The organism is Mesorhizobium sp. B3-1-9 (assembly GCF_006439595.1).
In the GTDB taxonomy this organism is placed as follows: domain Bacteria; phylum Pseudomonadota; class Alphaproteobacteria; order Rhizobiales; family Rhizobiaceae; genus Mesorhizobium.
In genome coordinates this window covers 39,724-57,485 of the sequence record NZ_VFTJ01000025.1, presented here as the reverse complement: position 1 = coordinate 57,485, position 17,762 = coordinate 39,724, and the positions used below count along the sequence as shown (strand labels likewise).

Below are 17,762 nucleotides of genomic sequence, written 5' to 3'. Positions count from 1 at the left end.
CATGCGCCAAGCTGCCATTCACGCTATCGCCAAGACCAGCCGCTTGGAAATGTGTGCCGTAGCCCGTTTCACGGGGAGAAGGTGCCGGCAGGCGGATGAGGGGCGGCGCCGACGTCTGAAGCTGCTCAGAGCCCCAGTTGCGTGCGCAGCTCCTCGGCGCTGTTGATGACGATGGCCCCGGCCGGACCCTCCATCGGCGCTTCTGGCCAGAAGATCGTCTTCATGCCCGCCGCCAGTCCGGCCATGGCGCCGGTCAGGCTGTCGTCGACGGCAAAAGCATCCGCCGGATCGACGCCGGCGAGATAGGCCGCGCGCAGGAATGGTTCGGGCAGCGGCTTGCCGTCGATCACGTCGTTGCGGCTGACCGTCATCATGCCCGGATAGGTGAGGCCGACGGCGCGCAGATTGGCGTCGACGATCAGCCGGTCGGAGTTGGACACCACCGCCTGCTCGACGCCGAGCGCCCGCAATTCGTTGAACACCTCGATCGCGCCGGGCCGCGGCTTCAGCGTTTCGGCCATCGGCAGATAATGGTCGTATTTGCGCCCGATCCAGTCGTCGAAGGGCAGAGCGAGGCCGAACTCGTCGCGCAGCATCTCGTAGACCGGCCACGCCGCGATCCCCAGCACGCGCTCATGCAGGTTGGCCGGCGGCGCAATCCCGACGCTGCGCAGCGCGGCCGCAAGGGCAGCCGCATGCAGCGGCTCGCTGTCGACCAGCGTTCCGTCCATGTCCCAGAAAACCGCTTTCGGCATCATGCGAGGCTCCTTTTCCGATCCCTTAAAGCGTTTCCCGGTAGAGATAAACCGTCCCGACGGCAAATGGCCCGGACAGGGGCGAAACGGCCGCCTTCCCAGAGTCAAAATTGCCAAGCAATTGCTCTTTCGATAGACAATTGCGCGCCGCTGCATTCGCTGTAAGCTATGGCGCCCGCTTGAACGTTGCACGGGGTTGGGGAGGCAGGACGTGAATTCGCGACAGGACACCGGCAGCACAAGGTTGGACGACGCCGCGCGCGCCGGCTGGCTCTACTATGTTGCCGGCAATACACAGGACCAGATCGCCGCCAAATTGGGCATTTCCAGGCAGACGGCGCAGCGGCTGGTATCGCTCGCCATGTCGGAAGGCCTGATCAAGGTGCGGGTCGATCATCCGATCGCCAACTGCCTCGACCTCGCCGCGCGGCTGAAGTCGCGCTTCGCGCTCGACCTCGTCGAAGTGGTGCCGAGCGATCCGGCTTCGAACTCGACGACGATCGGCATCGCCGAGGCGGCGGCGGCCGAGATCGAACGCCGGCTGCGCTCGGAGGCCCCCATCGTCATGGCGATCGGCACTGGGCGAACGCTGAAGGCGGCGATCGAGCAACTGCCGCCGATGGAATGCCCGCAGCACAAGGTCGTGTCCTTGACAGGCAACATCTCGCCCGACGGCTCGGCCGCCTTCTACAACGTCATCTTCACCATGGCCGACCGCGTCAAGGCGCGGTCCTTCCCGATGCCGCTGCCGGTCATTGCGTCCTCGCCGGAAGAGCGCGAGATGTTGCTCAACCAGCCGATGATCCAGCCTACATTGGCGCTGGCGGCCGAGGCCGATGTCACCTTCGTCGGCATCGGCGACCTCGGGCCTAAGGCACCCCTCTACGAGGACGGCTTCATTTCGGAAAGCGAGTTGAAGGCGCTGCAGAAGGCCGGCGGCATCGCCGAAATCGTTGGATGGGTGTACGACCGGGAGGGTCGCATGATCGAGGGCATCACCAACGACCGGGTGTCCTCCGCCGCGCTGCCGTCGCGGGAAAGGTCGCTGGTCATTGCTCTGGCCATGGGCGACCGCAAACTGCCGGGCATCCTGGCCGCCGTCAACCGCCGGCTGGTCAACGGCCTCGTCACCGACGAACGGACGGCCGAAGCCCTGCTTGACGGCTGATTGCCCATAAAAAGAGCCGGCTATTGCGAGGGGCCGCGCGGATCGTTGCCGTCGAGAAAACCCATGTCGCGCTGCAGATGCTCGGATAGTTCCCTGACATCGATATAGCCGCGCCTACGGCCCGAAAACCTTGCAAATTCCCGCACGAGCGTGAAAAACCAACCGCGTGCCGGGATGGAGACGAGTTTTTCCTGTACCGTGGTCATGATCGTCAGCCTTCGCTTGAGCAATTCCAGGAAAAGTGTGAGCGGTTTTCCGTCCGGAATTGCGTAAAATCAGAGAGTTAGAGCGATTTGCCGTTTCCGTGAAACGGCGAAGCGCTCTAGCGCTTGAACTGGATTGATCGTCGACCCCAAATATCGGTCTGGCCGGTTCGTGCTTCCAATTAAACCTCGATCATGACCCATAAGGAGGCCTTATGCCCGATCTCAGCTCTCCGCAGCTTGCGCCGCTGCCGCCGCTGCAGGCGATCCGGGTGTTCGAGGCGGTGGCCAGGCACCTGTCCTTCACCAAGGCGGCGCAGGAGCTGGGCATGACCCAGGCGGCTGCGAGCTACCAGATCAAGCTGCTCGAGGAGCGCATCGGCGCTCCGCTGTTTCTGCGCCGTCCACGGCAGATCGAGTTGACCGAGCCCGGCCAGCGACTGGCGCCCGCCGTCAGCGAGGCCTTCGCCATCCTGGGCCAGGCCTATGCCGCGGCGCGCGGCGGCGCCGACGGCCTGCTCTGTGTCACCACCGTGCTGACCTTCGCCTCGAACTGGCTGGCACAGCATCTGGGCTCGTTCCAACTCGCCCATCCCGCACTTGCCGTGCGGCTCGACACGTCGAGCCGCCTGACCGATTTCGCGCGCGAGGATGTCGATCTCGCCATCCGCTCGGGCGGCGGCAAGTGGCCGGGCCTCGAGGCGCACAAGCTGCTCGATGCCGATTTCACCCCGATGCTCAGCCCGAAGCTCGCGGCAAGCATCGGCGGCGTCAACGAGCCGGCGGATCTGCTGCGCCTGCCGATCCTTGATCCCGGCGATGTCTGGTGGGCGCAATGGTTCGAGGCCGCCGGCGTGACCGGGCACGACCTCGCAAAACGGCCCGGCTCCAGCATGGGCGCGCAGGCCTATGAGGCGAACGCGGCCATGGCCGGCCATGGCGTGGCGATCTTGACCAGGGCCCTGTTCAAGAACGAGATCGCCGACGGCCGCCTGGTCCGGCCCTTCGACCTGGTCGGCGACGACGGCCATGCCTACTGGCTGGTCTATCCGACGGCGCGTCGCAACGTGCCGAAGATCCGCGCCTTCCGCGATTGGATCCTGGCCGAGATCGCCTGCCCGTAATCCGGCACCCCTCTTAGCTTCCTCCTCCAAAGATGCCGGCCGCATCGCTGGATCGGGGTCACGTAACGTCATTTCTGCTGCGTTGCAGCATAGATTCAGGGTTGACATAATTCATGCCAAGTGAGTAATTGCCCAAAGCCAAGGCAAATGCTCAACTTGGTTTATGGGAGGAATTTGATGAAACTTCGCACGCTCACCCTGGGCCTGTTGTCGGCCAGCGCTCTCGCTTTCGCCGCGCAAGCCGAATCCATCACCATCGCCACCGTCAACAATGGCGACATGGTCCGTATGCAGAAGCTGACGGACGACTTCACCAAGGCCAACCCCGACATCCAGCTCAACTGGGTCACGCTCGAAGAGAACGTGCTGCGCGAGCGCGTCACCACGGATATCGCCACCAAGGGCGGCCAGTACGACGTCATGACCATCGGCACCTATGAGGTTCCGATCTGGGCCAAGCAGAGCTGGCTCCTGCCGCTCGACAAGCTCGGCGACGACTACGATGTCAAGGACATCATCCCGGCCATTGCCGGCGGCCTTTCGGTCGACGGCAAGCTCTATGCCGCGCCCTTCTACGGCGAAAGCTCCTTCGTCATGTACCGCAAGGACCTGATGGAGAAGGCGGGCTTGAAGATGCCCGATGCCCCGACCTGGGACTTCATCAAGCAGGCCGCCGACAAGATGACCGACCGCGCCAACGGCGTGAACGGCGTGTGCCTGCGCGGCAAGGCCGGCTGGGGCGAGAACATGGCCTTCCTCACGGCCATGTCGAACTCCTTCGGCGCGCGCTGGTTTGACGAGAACTGGAAGCCGCAGTTCGACCAGCCCGAGTGGAAGAACACGCTGCAGTTCTATGTCGACCTGATGAAGGCCGACGGTCCGGAAGGCGCTTCGTCGAACGGCTTCAACGAGAACCTGGCGCTGTTCCAGCAGGGCAAGTGCGGCATGTGGATCGACGCCACCGTCGCCGCCTCCTTCGTCTCCGATCCGAAGGCCTCGCAGGTCGCCGACAAGGTCGGCTACGCGCTGGCGCCCGACAACGGCCTCGGCAAGCGCGGCAACTGGCTGTGGGCATGGTCGCTGGCGATCCCCGCCGGCACCCAGAAGGCCGATGCCGCCGAGAAGTTCGTCTCCTGGGCAACCAGCAAGCACTATGCCGAGCTGGTCGCCTCGAAGGAAGGCTGGGCCAACGTTCCTCCGGGCACGCGCTCCTCGCTCTACGCCAATGCGGAATACCAGAAGGCGGCGCCCTTCGCGAAGATGACGCTGGACTCCATCAACGCCGCCGACCCGACGCATCCGACCGTCAAGCCGGTGCCCTATGTCGGCGTGCAGTTCGTCGCCATTCCTGAATTCCAGGGCCTCGGCACCACCGTCGGCCAGCTCTTCTCGGCCGCCCTTGCCGGCCAGTCGAGCGTCGACGATGCGCTGAAGCAGGCCCAGGACGCGGCCACCGCGGCGATGACCGAAGGCGGCTACATCAAGTAAGGCTCCTCCCGGTGCCGAATGCCGGTCGCGCATCATGACCGGCAGGTGGCCGCCCGAAACCCAGTTCGGGCGGCCACCCTTCAAAATCGGGAAAATTCTGGCACAACTCTGAAAATCCGGCTGACCTTGGGAGGGTGACCGTCATGGCTACTCAGCAAACCCGTTCGCTTGCGCGTTTCATGATGGCGCCATCGGTGATCCTGCTGTTCATCTGGATGATCGTGCCGCTGGCGTTCACGTTGTGGTTCTCGTTCCTGCAATACAATCCGCTGAACCCGATCCGCGACGGCTTTGTCGGTTTCTCCAACTACAGGCTGTTCTACGACAATCCGGCGTTCTTCGCCGCCATTCTCAACACGCTGACCATCGTCGTGGCGGTCCTCCTGATCACCATCATCGGCGGCATTCTCCTTGCGCTGCTGCTCGATCAGCCGATCTGGGGTCAGGGGATCGTGCGCATCCTGGTCATCTCGCCGTTCTTCGTCATGCCGCCGGTGGCCGCACTGGTCTGGAAGAACATGATCATGCACCCGCAATACGGCGTCTTCGCCGACATTGCGCGCTTCTTCGGCGCCCAGCCGATCGACTGGTTCGGCCAGCACCCGCTGACGGCGGTCATCATCATCGTCGCCTGGCAATGGCTGCCTTTCGCAACGCTGATCCTGCTCACCTCGCTGCAGTCGCTCGACGGCGAGCAGAAAGAGGCGGCCGAGATGGACGGCGCCGGCTTTCTCAGCCGCTTCTGGTATCTGACGCTGCCGCACATGTCGCGCGCCATCACCGTCGTCATCCTGATCCAGACCATCTTCCTGCTCTCGATCTATGCCGAGATCCTGGTCACCACCAATGGCGGCCCGGGCTACGCCTCCACCAACCTGCCCTTCCTCGTTTACCAGAAGGCGCTGCTGGAGTTCAAAATCGGCCAGGCGTCCGCCGGTGGCGTGATCGCCGTCATTCTCGCCAACATCGTTGCCTTCTTCGCCATGCGCGCCGTCGGCAAGAACCTCGACAAGTAAGGGAGGACAAGATGGCACGCGCAGTCACCACCCAGCACAAGACCATTGCCACGGCCGCCGCCTGGATCGTCGCCCTGCTGATCTTCTTTCCGATCCTCTATACGATCATCACCTCGTTCAAATCGGAACAGGAGGCGATCCAGGGCTTCGCCCTGATCCCATCCGGGACCTTCGAGAGCTATTCGGAGGTCCAGCAGCAGAGCGGCTACTTCAAGTTCTTCTTCAATTCGGTGCTGCTGTCGGTCGGCTCGACCATCCTGGCGCTGCTGATCGCGGTCCCCGCGGCATGGTCGATGGCCTTCTCGCCAACCAAGCGCACCAAGGACATCCTGATGTGGATGCTGTCCACCAAGATGATGCCGGCCGTCGCGGTGCTGTTCCCGATCTACCTGATCTTCCGCGACACCGGCCTGCTCGACAGCCGCATCGGCCTGATGGTCATGCTGATGCTGATCAACCTGCCGATCGTGGTGTGGATGCTCTACACCTATTTCCGCGAGATCCCGGGCGAGATCCTCGAGGCCGCGCGCATGGACGGCGCCTCGCTGTGGAACGAGATCATCTATGTGCTGACGCCGATGGCCGTTCCCGGCATCGCCTCGACCATGCTCTTGAACATCATCCTCGCCTGGAACGAAGCGTTCTGGACCATCCGGCTCACCACCACCAATGCCGCGCCGCTAACGGCCTTCATCAGTTCCTTCTCCAGTCCGCAAGGGCTGTTCTGGGCAAAGCTTTCTGCGGCCTCGACACTGGCGATCGCGCCGATCCTGATCATGGGCTGGTTCAGCCAGAAGCAGCTGGTGCGGGGCCTCACCTTTGGCGCCGTGAAGTAACGACGCCCGAGCGGCGGACGACGAAGACCATCCCCGGGAGGAAACCATGGGAAACATCACGCTCAAGAACGTCTCCAAGTCCTTCGGGTCGACGGTGATCATTCCGGACATCGACCTCAACATCGATGACGGCGAGTTCGTCGTGTTCGTCGGCCCATCGGGTTGCGGCAAGTCCACGTTGCTCAGGCTGATCGCCGGGCTCGAGGACACCAGCGGCGGCACCATCAGCATCGATGGCCGCGACGTCACCGGCGAGGCGCCGGCCAAACGCAAGCTTGCCATGGTGTTCCAGTCCTACGCGCTCTATCCGCATATGACGGTCGCCAAGAACATCGCCTTCCCGTTGAAGATGGCCGGCGAGGACCAGGCGACCATCGACAAGAAGGTGAAGGACGCAGCCCGCGTGCTCAACCTCACCAACTATCTCGAGCGCCGCCCCGGCCAGCTGTCCGGCGGCCAGCGCCAGCGCGTCGCCATCGGCCGCGCCATCGTGCGCCAGCCTTCGGCCTTCCTGTTCGACGAGCCGCTGTCCAACCTCGATGCCGCACTGCGCGGCACCATGCGCCTGGAGATCAGCGAGCTGCACCATCAGCTCAAGACGACGATGATCTACGTCACCCACGACCAGGTCGAAGCCATGACCATGGCCGACAAGATCGTCGTGCTCAACGCCGGCAACATCGAGCAGGTCGGCTCGCCGATGGAGCTCTACAAGACGCCGAAGAACCTCTTCGTCGCCGGCTTCATCGGCTCGCCGAAGATGAACCTCATCGAAGGCGCGCCGGCTGACAAATACGGCGCCAAGACCATCGGCATCCGGCCCGAGCATCTCAACATATCGACCACGTCGGGCGACTGGAAGGCGACGGTCGGCGTCGCCGAGCATCTTGGCTCCGACACTTTCCTGCACGTCCAGGCGGACGGTATCGGCACCGTGAATGTCCGCGCCGACGGCGAGGTCGGCGTGAAACACGGCGATACCGTCTACCTGACCCCCGACAAGGCCAAGCTCCATCGCTTCGGCGCCGACGGCAAGGCGCTGGCCCAGTGAGGAGGGGAAAGTGAGGCTGAAAGGCAAATCGGCGCTGATCACCGGATCGGCGCGCGGCATCGGCAGGGCCTTCGCCGAAGCCTATGCGCGCGAAGGCGCGACGGTGGCGATTGCCGACATCGACCTCGACGCGGCGCAAGCGACGGCGAAGGCGATCGGCCCGGCCGCTTGCGCGGTCCAGCTCGACGTCACCGATCAGTCTTCGATCGAAGCGGCGGTGAAGGCGGTCGAGGCGAAGACCGGTGGGCTCGACGTGCTGGTCAACAACGCGGCGGTCTTCGACTTGGCGCCGATCGTCGAGATCACCAAGGCGAGCTACGAAAAACTGTTCTCCGTCAACGTGGCCGGCACGCTGTTCATGCTGCAGGCGGCTGCCCGCTCGATGATCGCGCGCGGCAAGGGCGGCAGGATCATCAACATGGCGAGCCAGGCCGGCCGTCGCGGCGAGCCGCTGGTCGCCGTCTATTGCGCCACCAAGGCCGCGGTCATCTCGCTCACTCAATCGGCGGGCCTCGATCTCATCAAGCATCGCATCAACGTCAACGGCATCGCGCCGGGCGTCGTCGACAGCGACATGTGGGACCAGGTCGATGCGCTGTTCGCCAAATACGAGAACCGGCCCAAGGGCGAGAAGAAGCGTCTGGTCGGCGAAGGCGTTCCTTACGGTCGCATGGGCAAGCCCGAGGACCTCGCCGGCATGGCGGTTTTCCTCGCCAGCGACGAGGCCGAATACATTGTCGCCCAGACCTACAATGTCGATGGCGGCCAATGGATGAGTTGACCGGGATGGGCTGAGGGGGAAGGCGCTTCTCTTCTTTCCTCCGGAGAAGACGCCATGGGGCGGGTGAGGGGCGGCATGCTGGAACACCAGGTGTTGCCCCTCATCCTCGCTCTCCCCAAGGAGGCGTAAACAGTCGGGCTGCGGATCGGCCAAAGGGTAAAATGAGATGACCGTGAAACTCTCTTCCTCGAACCTCGCCAGGCTGCCGGCCAAGGTCGCCGGCCCGAAATACGACCGCTCCGCCCTGAAGGCGGGCATCGTCCATTTTGGCGTCGGCAATTTCCACCGCTCGCACCAGGCGGTCTATCTCGACGACCTGTTCGGCACCGGCGAGGGCCATGACTGGGCGTTGATCGGCGCCGGCGTGTTCGAGGGCGAGAAGATCGGCCGTTCCAAGCTCCAGGAACAGGACTGGCTGACCACGGTCGTCGAACAGGACCAGGGTCATATGAGCGCCCGCGTCACCGGCGCCATGATCGATTTCCTGACGCCCGGCGACACGGCCGCGATCATTGACCAACTCGCCGATCCGGCGATCAAGATCGTCTCGCTGACCATCACCGAGGGCGGCTATTTCATCGACCCGGCCTCCGGCAAGTTCAACCCGGCCCATCCCGACATTGTCGCCGACGCCCAGCCGGGTGCCGCGCCGAAGACCGTCTTCGGCATCATCCTTGCCGGCCTGCTGCGCCGGCGCGCCGACGGCATCGTGCCGTTCACCGTCATGTCCTGCGACAACATCCCCCATAACGGCCACGTCACCTCCGACGGCGTGATCGGCCTTGCCAGGCTGATCGACGAGGATCTGGCAAAATGGGTGGAGGACAAGGTCGCCTTCCCGAACGCCATGGTCGACCGCATCACCCCGGCCACCAGCGACCGAGAGCGCAAGATCCTCGCCGACGATTTCGGGCTGGAGGACAATTGGCCGGTGTTCTGCGAGCCGTTCAAGCAATGGGTGCTGGAGGACCGTTTCACCGCCGGCCGCCCGGCGCTGGAAAAGGTCGGCGTGCAGTTCGTCAAGGACGTCTCGCCTTACGAGCTGATGAAGATCCGCATCCTCAATGGCGGCCACGCCACGATCGCTTATCCGGCCGGGCTGATGGACATCCATTTCGTCCATGAAGGCATGCAGGAGCCGCTGGTGCGCGGCTTCCTGTCGAAGCTCGAGCATGACGAGATCATCCCGACCGTGCCGCCCGTGCCCGACACCGATCTGGAGGACTATTACCAGCTCATCGAGCGCCGCTTCTCCAACCCGAAGATCGGCGACACCATCCGCCGGCTTTGCCTCGACGGCTCCAACCGTCAGCCGAAATTCATCATCCCGACGATCGCCGACCGGCTGAAGGCGGGCGAGGGCGTCGCCGGTCTCGCGCTGGAATCGGCCTTGTGGTGCCGCTACTGCTTCGGCACCACCGACAGCGGCGCCGTCATCGAGCCGAACGACCCGAGCTGGGACCGCATGCAAGCGACCGCGAAAGCGGCGAAGGAAGATCCGAAGGCCTGGCTGGCGATGGAGGATATCTATGGCGATGTCGGCCGCTCGCCCGTCTTCGCCGAAGCCTTCGCCCACGCCTTGAAGGTGCTGTGGGCGCAGGGCGCGCATGAAACCCTGACGCGCTATCTCGCCGGCAAGCTCTGAAAGCCTCGATCTCTTTTGACGCAATCCGGGCGGAAAACCGCCCACACTTTTCCTGGAATTGCTTAGCTGGAAGCAACAGCCATGACGCCGGAACTGGTCATCTTCGACTGTGACGGCGTGCTGGTCGATAGCGAGGCGCTTTCCGTCTCGGCGCTGCTTGGCATGATCGAGCTCGCCGGCGGCACGGTCGGCGAGGACGCCGCCTACGAGCATTTCCTCGGCAAGAGCATGAAAAGCGTGCGCGAGATCCTCGGCCGCGATTTCGGGTTGGAGATCAGCGACGAGCATCTGACCGCCATGCGCGTCGACCTGATGCGCAAATTCCGCGAGGAATTGAAGCCGATCCCAGCCGTCAAGGAGGTGCTGCCGAAGCTTGGCCTGCCATGCTGCGTCGCCTCCTCCGGCACGCTGGAGCGCATCCGCTATGCGCTCGACGTCACCGGCTTGCTTCCCTTGCTGGAGCCGCATCTGTTCAGCGCCAGCATGGTCAAGCGCGGCAAGCCGGCGCCCGACCTTTTCCTGCATGCCGCCGCCTGCATGGGGGCGCATCCGCGCCGTTGCCTGGTGATCGAGGACAGCCCCGCCGGCGTTGCCGCGGCCCGCGCGGCGGGCATGCGCGTTTTTGCCTTCACCGGTGGCTCGCACGCGTCCAACCCCGCCCTCAAGGCGCGGCTTGCGTCGACGGAACCGGACTTTATATTCGCTGACATGCTGCAATTGCCCGATCTGATTGCAGGCCTGGGAGCGAGAGAAAAAGCATCTTGACGAAGAGTTTCGTTTGCGCGGTCGATGTCGGCACCGGGAGCGCTCGCGCGGGCATTCTCGACTCCGAAGGCAATCTGCTCGGCCGCGCCGATCATCCGATCGCCATGCATCAGCCCAAGCCCGATCACGCCGAGCATGATTCGGAAGATATCTGGTCGGCGGTGTGCAAATCCGTGCGGTCCGCTCTGCAGAAATCCAGCGTCGCCGCTGACGATATCGCCGGCATCTCTTTCGACGCGACCTGCTCGCTGGTCGCGCGCGACAGGCAAGGCAGCCAGATCAGCGTCTCGGTCACCGGCGAGAAGCGCTGGGACACCATGGTCTGGCTCGATCATCGCGCCATCGCCGAGGCCGATGAATGCACCACGAGCGGCCACGCCGTTCTCGACTATATCGGCGGTGTGATGTCGCCGGAGATGGAAACGCCGAAGCTGATGTGGCTGAAGCGCCATCTGCCGAAGACATGGAACGAAGCCGGCTATCTATTCGATCTCGCCGATTTCCTGACCTGGAAGGCATCAGGCTCGCTCGCCCGCTCGCAATGCACGCTGACGGCGAAATGGACCTATCTCGCGCATGAGGAAAAAAGCTGGCGGCGCGACTTCTTCGAACTTGTCGGTCTCGGCGACCTGTTCGAGCATGGCAACCTGCCGGAAAAGGCCAGCCCCGTCGGCGCCGATATCGGCCCACTGACGGCCAAGGCGGCCGCCGAGCTCGGCCTCACTGAAAAATGCCGGGTAGGCGCCGGCGTGATCGACGCCTATGCCGGCGCGCTCGGCGTTCTGGGCGGCTTTGCCGGCGACGAGAAGGACATTGGCCGGCATCTGGCGCTGATTGCCGGCACATCGTCCTGCGTCATGGCGATGTCGCCCGACCCGCAGCCTTTTGCCGGCGTCTGGGGCCCTTATTTCGGCGCGGCATTGCCGACGCTGTGGCTGTCGGAAGGCGGCCAGTCGGCCACCGGCGCGCTGCTCGACCACATCATCCGCTGGCATGGCGCCGGCGGCGAGCCGGACGCGGCCATGCATATGAAGATCGCCGGGCGCGTCGCCGAACTGCGCGCCGAGGACGGCGATGCGCTGGCTGCAAGGCTGCATGTGCTGCCGGATTTTCACGGCAACCGCTCGCCGCTCGCCGACCCGCATGCGGTCGGCGTCATCAGCGGCCTGACGCTCGATTCCTCTTTCGACAGCCTGTGCAAGCTCTACTGGCGCACCGCCGTCGGCATCGCGCTCGGCGTGCGCCATGTGCTCGAGGCGCTGAACGAGAACGGCTATCTGATCGACACGCTGCATGTCACCGGCGGCCATACCAAGAACCCGCTTTTGATGGAGCTCTACGCCGACGCCACCGGTTGCACGGTTGTCGAGCCGCTGGCCGACGAGGCGGTGTTGCTCGGCACCGGCATGGTGGCGGCGACCGCCGCCGGGATCTATCCCGATCTCAACGCCGCCTGCGTCGCCATGCAACAGGGCGGCAAGATCCGCGCACCCAACAAGGCCGCCGGAGCTCGCTTCGACCGCGACTACCGGATATTCCTCGAAATGCATCGCCAGCGGCAGATGCTCGACGCGATCGGATAGGGCGATTCCAGGAACGCTCTCGCCGTTCTACAGCCTGCGCAGCGACTTGCCTGTCTCGGCGTCGAACAGATGGATGCTTTCCTCGTCGAACGTGTAGCGCACGGGCTCGCTCTGCTGCGGGCATTCGCGGGCCGGCACCAGCGCGCTGATCTCCTTGCCGCCAAAGCCGAACGTCACCAGCGCGTCATTGCCATGGAACTCGATGAGATCGGCGGTGCCTTGCAACAGGTTTCCCGCGCCGGCTTCCGCCGTCTTCAGATCCGGAGGCCGGATGCCGAGCACCACGCGATCGCCGTGCTGCAGGTAGAAGTCGCTGCCCTCGACCGACAGCACTGTCCCCGCGCCGGTCAACGTCCAGCCATCGCCTGTGCGGCCGACCATGGCCTCGATGAAATTCATGTTCGGCGTGCCGATGAAGCCGGCCACGAACAGATTGCCGGGACGGCGATAGATTTCCGCCGGCGAGCCGATCTGCTCGATCACGCCGTCCTTCAACAAGACGATGCGGTCGGCGAGCGTCATCGCCTCGAGCTGATCATGCGTGACATAGACGGTGGTGGTCTTCAGCGACTGGTGCAGCCTGGCGATCTCGACGCGCATATGGTTGCGCAGCTTGGCGTCGAGATTGGACAGCGGCTCGTCGAACAGGAACACTTTCGGCGTCTTGATCATGGCGCGCGCGATCGCCACGCGCTGCTGCTGGCCGCCGGAAAGCTCGGTCGGCTTGCGGCCGAGATAGGACTCGAGGCCAAGCGTTCTAGCGACGGCCTCGACGCGCTTCTTGATTTCGGCCGCCGGCACCTTCTGCCGCTTCAGTCCGAAGGCGATGTTGTCGAAAATCGTCATGTGCGGATAGAGCGCATAATTCTGGAACACCATGGCGATGCCGCGGTCGCCTGGATCGAGATCGTTCACCACCTTGCCGCCGATCGACACCTTGCCGCCGCTGATGTCCTCCAGCCCCGCCAGCATCCTGAGAAGCGTGGACTTGCCGCAGCCGGACGGGCCGAGGAACACGACGAACTCATGCTCTTCGATCGAGAGATTGAGATCGCGGATGACCGTCGTGGCGCCATAGGCCTTGTCGACATGGGAGCAAACGATGGCGGACATTCCTTATCCCTTCTCGCCGGTCAGCAGGATCTGCAGCTTGACGTCCTGCGGCTTGCCTTGCGCGGCGCGCTCGAACGCCTTGATGCTCTCGGAGAAATCATAGGTGCCGGTGATCAGCGGCTTGAGGTCGACCTTGCCTGACGCGATGAGCTGCAGGGCACGGTCGAAGATGTTGGCATAGCGGAACACGGTCTCGATGCGCACTTCCTTGGAGATCGCAGCCGGCACGTTGAGCTCGACCGCTTCCACCGGCAGGCCGACCAACACCACCGCGCCGCCCGGCCGCACGACTTCGAACAGATTGGCGAAGGCCTTCGGGCTACCGCTCGCCTCGAACACGATATCGGCGCCCCAATTTTCGGTCGCGGCCGCAACGGTGTCGACCAGCGACTGCTTGCCGATATTGACCGGCACGATGCCGGGATATTGGGCGGCGATCTCCAGCTTCGGCGCGGAGAAGTCCGAGATCAGCACCTTGGAGCAGCCGCCGGCTAAAGCGGCCAGCGCGATCATGATGCCGATCGGTCCGCAGCCGACGACGACGGCGACGTCGCCCGGAACGATCCTGGCGCGCGCCGCCGCCTGCATGCCGATGGCGAAGGGCTCGACCATCGCGCCCTCGGCGAAGGAGACATTATCCGGCAGCTTGTAGGTGAAGGCCGCCGGATGGACTGCGTAGGGCGCGAGCACGCCATGCACCGGCGGCGTCGCCCAGAAGCGGACGTCCGGGTCGACATTGTAGATGCCGAGCTTCGTCGCGCGCGACGCAAGGTTCGGCACGCCTGGCTCCATGCACACCCGGTCGCCGACCTTCAGGCTTGTGACATTGGCGCCGACCTCGACGATGGTTCCCGAGGCCTCATGGCCGAGCACCATCGGCTGGCGCACGATATAGCTGCCGATGGCGCCGTGCGTGTAGTAATGCACATCGCTGCCGCAGACGCCGACGGTGTGGATGGCGATCCTGACGTCGTCCGGTCCGACGTCTTGCGGCAGCGCGATCTCGCGCAGCGACAATTCGCCTTTTTTCTCAAGCACCAGTGCCCGCATCGGGATAAGCCTCACTTCAATTTTTCTTTTGCCGGAAAACGGAATTCAGGAAGCCGCTCAAAACGCCGAGGAACAGCAGCGGCGGCAGCGACAAGAGCACGACCGAGGCATTGAGGATTCCCCACGGCACGTTCATGCCTTGCTGGGACAGCTCGGAAGCCACGATCGGCAGCGTCTTGGCGTTGGAGCTCGACAGCATCAGCGCGATCAGGAACTCATTCCAGACCAGAACGAAGCTGAAGGCGACGGCGCCTATCAGCGAGCGCGCCGCGACGGGAAGCGCGATCCGCCAGAACACCGAATAGGCGCCGTAGCCATCGACGAAAGCCGCTTCCTCGATCTCCTTCGGCACGCCCTGGAAGGCTGGGATGGCGAGCCACATGATCACCGAGATGGTGAGCAGCGAATAGGTGACGATCAGCGCCGGCAAAGTGTCGTAGAGGCCGACCTGCAGCCAGATCACCATCAGCGGGATGGCCACCGCCACCGGCGGCAGGAAGCGCAGCGACAAGACGAAGAACTGGATGTCGCCGGCAAAGCGGTTTGGGTAGCGCGCCACCGCATAGGCCGCCGGCAGGCCGAGCACGATGCCGATCAGCACCGCCGCGCCGCAGGCGACGACCGAGTTGTAGAGCCCGGTCAGCACGCTGTCGCGGCCGAGGATATAGGTGATGTTGGCGAGCGTCGGCGTGAAGATCACTTTCGGCACGCGCGTGATGATGTCGACATTGTTCTTGAGCGCGTTGAGCGCCGTCCAGACCAACGGGAACACGGCCAGGAATCCGGCCAGCGCCAGGATGGCCTTGGCGACCAGGCGGCCCACTCTTATCGGATATGGCTTCATGCCTGCACCCGCTTCCACAGCATGGTGAAGGTGATGACGGTCGCGATCATCATCAGCACCGCCATGGCCGACGCGTAGGAAACCTTGCCGGATTCGATGAAGCCTTGCGAGAAGGCGTACATGTCGAGCGTCTCGGTCGCGACGCCGGGCCCGCCGCGCGTCATCACATAGATGAGGTCGAAGGATCGCAGCGACTCGATCATCTTGACGAACATCAGGCTGATCAGCGGCGCCTTCAGCATCGGCAAGGTGACGTAGGCGTGGATCTGCCAGCGCTTGGCGTGGTCGAGCCTGGCCGCCTCGATCGGCTGCGGCGGCAAGATTTCGAGCAGCTACAGCACGATGACGGCGAAGAACAGCCCCCATTGCCAGACATCGACCGAGGCGACGGCGAACAGAGCGGTCGCGGGCTTGGACAGCGGATCGAAGATGAGGCCGCCCGTCAGCAGCCGGTAGGGATAGGTGGCGATGCCGTAGAGCGGGTGATAGGCGAACTTCCAGACGAAGGCGGCCGAGACGCGCGGCAAAAGCACCGGGATGATGAACAAGAGGCAATAGAAATTGCGAAGGCGTGGGCCGGCGGCCTCGAACATCAGCACACCCAGTCCGATCGCCACCACCATTGTCGCCACCACGGTGACGATCTCCCATTTCACCGAAACCCAGACGGCGTTGAGGAAACGGCGGTCGGTAAAGAGATCGGCGAAGTTCGAGAACCAGACCCAGGAATAGCCCGTCGTGCTCAGCTCGCGGTTCTGCAGCGCGATGACGATGGCGTAGAGCGTCGGCACCATCGACAGCACGAGCAGGATGGCGAGCGTCGGAACGAGAAATGTGACCGGCAGGGAAGAGCGTCGGCGCATTGCCTATCCTCGGGTATCGGAGCAATTCCAGGAAAAATGTGACGCGGTTTCCGTCCGGAATTGCGTTCAAGCAAAGAGATCGGATCGCTGGCATGAAACCCGCGGCGGGGATCCCGGCATTCCGACGAATGCCGTGGATCGCGCGCCGCGGGCGGGAGGATTACTTCTTCTTCACCAGCTCGTTGGCATAGGCCTCGAGCTCGTTGAGGCCGCCCTTGATGTCGGTGCGCGTGCCGGTGACGAGCTCTTCCAGGATGATGCCCCAGCGGTCGCCGAGATCGGGCCAGCGCGGATCCTGCCAGAAGTTCACCGCCGTGACCTTGCCGGTATCGGCCAGCGCCTGGCCGAGATCGGCGCCGTAGATATCGGCGAATTCCTTGCTGGTGAGGATGCTGGTGCGGTTGAGCTCGCCGAATTGATGCGCGTCGAGCCGGCGCTTCTCGTTCTCTTTCGACGTCGCCCAGGCGATGAACAGGCCGGCGCATTTCTTCGCGGCGTCGTCCGCATTGGCCTTGGTGCCGATGGCGAGCCCGTGGCCGTAGCCGCCGCCGGGCAGGGGCGAGGGCGGCGGCAGGAAGCCGATCTTGCCGACCACCTGCGAGGTCTTCGGGTCCACCGCCATGCCCGACAGCGGCGTCGATTCGACGAGGATGGCGACCTGGCCGGACAGGAAAGCGCCGGTCGATTCATCCCAGCTGCCGGTCTGCGTGCCGGGCGCCGAGTCCTTGAACAGCTTCAGGTAGGTCTCGGTCGCCTTGACGGCGGCGTCCGAATTGAAAGCCGGCTTGTCGCCGTCGAACCACTTGCCGCCATAGGCTTTGAAGAACGGCATCCAGCGCCAGACATTGGCGCCCGAGCCGCGTGCGCCGCGCAGCGCAATGCCGTACATGCCCTTGTCGGCATTGGTCAGCTTCGGCACGTCGGCGATCAGCTCGTCCAGCGTCTTCGGCGGCTGGATGCCGGCGGCCTCCAGCACATCCTTTCGGTAGACCATCAGGTCGCCGCCGCCGGTCAGCGGCGCGAACCACACCTTGCCGTCATAGGTGGCGACCTTCTGGCGGCCCGGATCGAAATCGGCGTAGTCATAGTCAGCCGGGTAATAATCGGTCAGAGGCACGATCCAGCCCGACGACGCGAACAGCGCCACATTGGCCTCGTCGACATAGTAGACATTGTAGTTGCCGACGGTGGAAGCATCGGCGCGCGACTTGGCGCGGCGGTCGTTCTCGTTGAGGTAATCGATCTGGAACGAAGCGCCGGAGAGTTTCTTGAACTCGTCCTTGGAGTCCTCCAGCAGCGTCAGGCCGTCGCGCGGCTGCGCCAGCACCTTGACCGGCGCCGAGCAGACCGGCGCCTGCGCCACGGCTGCGGTTGAAACGGAAGCGGTAAGCACGAAAGCTGCACCCAGGCTGGCAGCGAGCCGGTTTGATTTCATTGATGTTTCTCCTCCAGGAACATGCGCGGGAAGTAGCAAGTC

16 protein-coding genes and 1 pseudogene are annotated in these 17,762 nt (G+C 64.0%); 10 read left to right on the top strand and 7 right to left on the bottom strand.

Annotated elements, in window-relative coordinates:
* Positions 1-125: 125 nt before the first annotated feature.
* Entirely contained in the window at positions 126-758 is a 633-nt protein-coding gene (locus tag FJW07_RS28580; protein WP_140859570.1) for an HAD family phosphatase, read from the bottom strand.
* Positions 759-966: 208 nt separating this feature from the next.
* Between FJW07_RS28580 and FJW07_RS28575 the strand changes: the two genes are divergently transcribed.
* Positions 967-1,923 carry a sugar-binding transcriptional regulator gene (locus tag FJW07_RS28575; RefSeq protein ID WP_140859569.1) on the top strand — a complete coding sequence of 319 codons (957 nt, stop codon included), beginning with the start codon at positions 967-969 and terminating at the stop codon, positions 1,921-1,923.
* 20 nt (positions 1,924-1,943) lie between these two features.
* On the opposite strand, the gene FJW07_RS28570 is transcribed toward FJW07_RS28575, so the two are convergent.
* Entirely contained in the window at positions 1,944-2,129 is a 186-nt protein-coding gene (locus FJW07_RS28570) for a hypothetical protein (protein ID WP_140859568.1), read from the bottom strand.
* A 212-nt stretch (positions 2,130-2,341) separates the two neighbouring features.
* Here FJW07_RS28570 and gcvA point away from each other — a divergent pair, with 212 nt between their 5' ends.
* The 9 genes from gcvA to FJW07_RS28525 all read left to right on the top strand — a co-directional run bounded on the left by gcvA (position 2,342) and on the right by FJW07_RS28525 (position 12,415).
* Positions 2,342-3,250 carry a transcriptional regulator GcvA gene (gene gcvA, locus FJW07_RS28565; protein ID WP_140859567.1) on the top strand — a complete coding sequence of 303 codons (909 nt, stop codon included), beginning with the start codon at positions 2,342-2,344 and terminating at the stop codon, positions 3,248-3,250.
* Positions 3,251-3,427: 177 nt separating this feature from the next.
* On the top strand, positions 3,428-4,738 hold the full coding sequence (locus FJW07_RS28560) for a sugar ABC transporter substrate-binding protein (RefSeq protein WP_140646805.1): 1,311 nt from the start codon (positions 3,428-3,430) through the stop codon (positions 4,736-4,738).
* Positions 4,739-4,881: 143 nt separating this feature from the next.
* Positions 4,882-5,754, top strand: coding sequence for a sugar ABC transporter permease (locus FJW07_RS28555; RefSeq protein WP_140702066.1), 873 nt, complete (start codon positions 4,882-4,884; stop codon positions 5,752-5,754).
* 11 nt (positions 5,755-5,765) lie between these two features.
* Complete coding sequence (locus FJW07_RS28550; RefSeq protein ID WP_140646803.1) at positions 5,766-6,590, top strand: carbohydrate ABC transporter permease; 825 nt, start codon at positions 5,766-5,768, stop codon at positions 6,588-6,590.
* A gap of 46 nt (positions 6,591-6,636) precedes the next feature.
* Complete coding sequence (locus FJW07_RS28545) at positions 6,637-7,641, top strand: ABC transporter ATP-binding protein (RefSeq protein WP_140656029.1); 1,005 nt, start codon at positions 6,637-6,639, stop codon at positions 7,639-7,641.
* 10 nt (positions 7,642-7,651) lie between these two features.
* Positions 7,652-8,422, top strand: a complete 771-nt coding sequence (locus tag FJW07_RS28540) for an L-iditol 2-dehydrogenase (RefSeq protein WP_140859566.1) — start codon at positions 7,652-7,654, stop codon at positions 8,420-8,422.
* 166 nt (positions 8,423-8,588) lie between these two features.
* On the top strand, positions 8,589-10,067 hold the full coding sequence (locus tag FJW07_RS28535) for a mannitol dehydrogenase family protein (RefSeq protein ID WP_140859565.1): 1,479 nt from the start codon (positions 8,589-8,591) through the stop codon (positions 10,065-10,067).
* Positions 10,068-10,148: 81 nt separating this feature from the next.
* Entirely contained in the window at positions 10,149-10,832 is a 684-nt protein-coding gene (locus tag FJW07_RS28530; RefSeq protein ID WP_140859564.1) for an HAD family hydrolase, read from the top strand.
* Positions 10,829-12,415 (top strand): FGGY-family carbohydrate kinase, encoded by a 1,587-nt coding sequence (locus FJW07_RS28525; RefSeq protein WP_140859563.1) that lies wholly within the window; start codon positions 10,829-10,831, stop codon positions 12,413-12,415. The genes FJW07_RS28530 and FJW07_RS28525 overlap by 4 nt, the downstream gene beginning before the upstream one ends.
* Positions 12,416-12,442: 27 nt before the next feature.
* Here FJW07_RS28525 and ugpC read toward each other — a convergent pair whose 3' ends face one another.
* The 5 genes and pseudogenes from ugpC to FJW07_RS28500 form a co-directional block, all read right to left on the bottom strand.
* On the bottom strand, positions 12,443-13,528 hold the full coding sequence (ugpC, locus tag FJW07_RS28520; protein WP_140859562.1) for a sn-glycerol-3-phosphate ABC transporter ATP-binding protein UgpC: 1,086 nt from the start codon (positions 13,526-13,528) through the stop codon (positions 12,443-12,445).
* Between the two features lie 3 nt (positions 13,529-13,531).
* A complete protein-coding gene (locus tag FJW07_RS28515; RefSeq protein WP_140859586.1) occupies positions 13,532-14,578 on the bottom strand; it encodes an NAD(P)-dependent alcohol dehydrogenase in 1,047 nt (348 codons plus the stop codon).
* 16 nt (positions 14,579-14,594) lie between these two features.
* Positions 14,595-15,422 (bottom strand): carbohydrate ABC transporter permease, encoded by an 828-nt coding sequence (locus FJW07_RS28510; RefSeq protein WP_181167137.1) that lies wholly within the window; start codon positions 15,420-15,422, stop codon positions 14,595-14,597.
* A pseudogene (locus FJW07_RS32400) lies at positions 15,419-16,285 on the bottom strand (sugar ABC transporter permease). The gene FJW07_RS28510 and the pseudogene FJW07_RS32400 overlap by 4 nt, the downstream one beginning before the upstream one ends.
* Positions 16,286-16,445: 160 nt before the next feature.
* Complete coding sequence (locus FJW07_RS28500; protein ID WP_140859560.1) at positions 16,446-17,720, bottom strand: extracellular solute-binding protein; 1,275 nt, start codon at positions 17,718-17,720, stop codon at positions 16,446-16,448.
* Positions 17,721-17,762 lie beyond the last annotated feature (42 nt).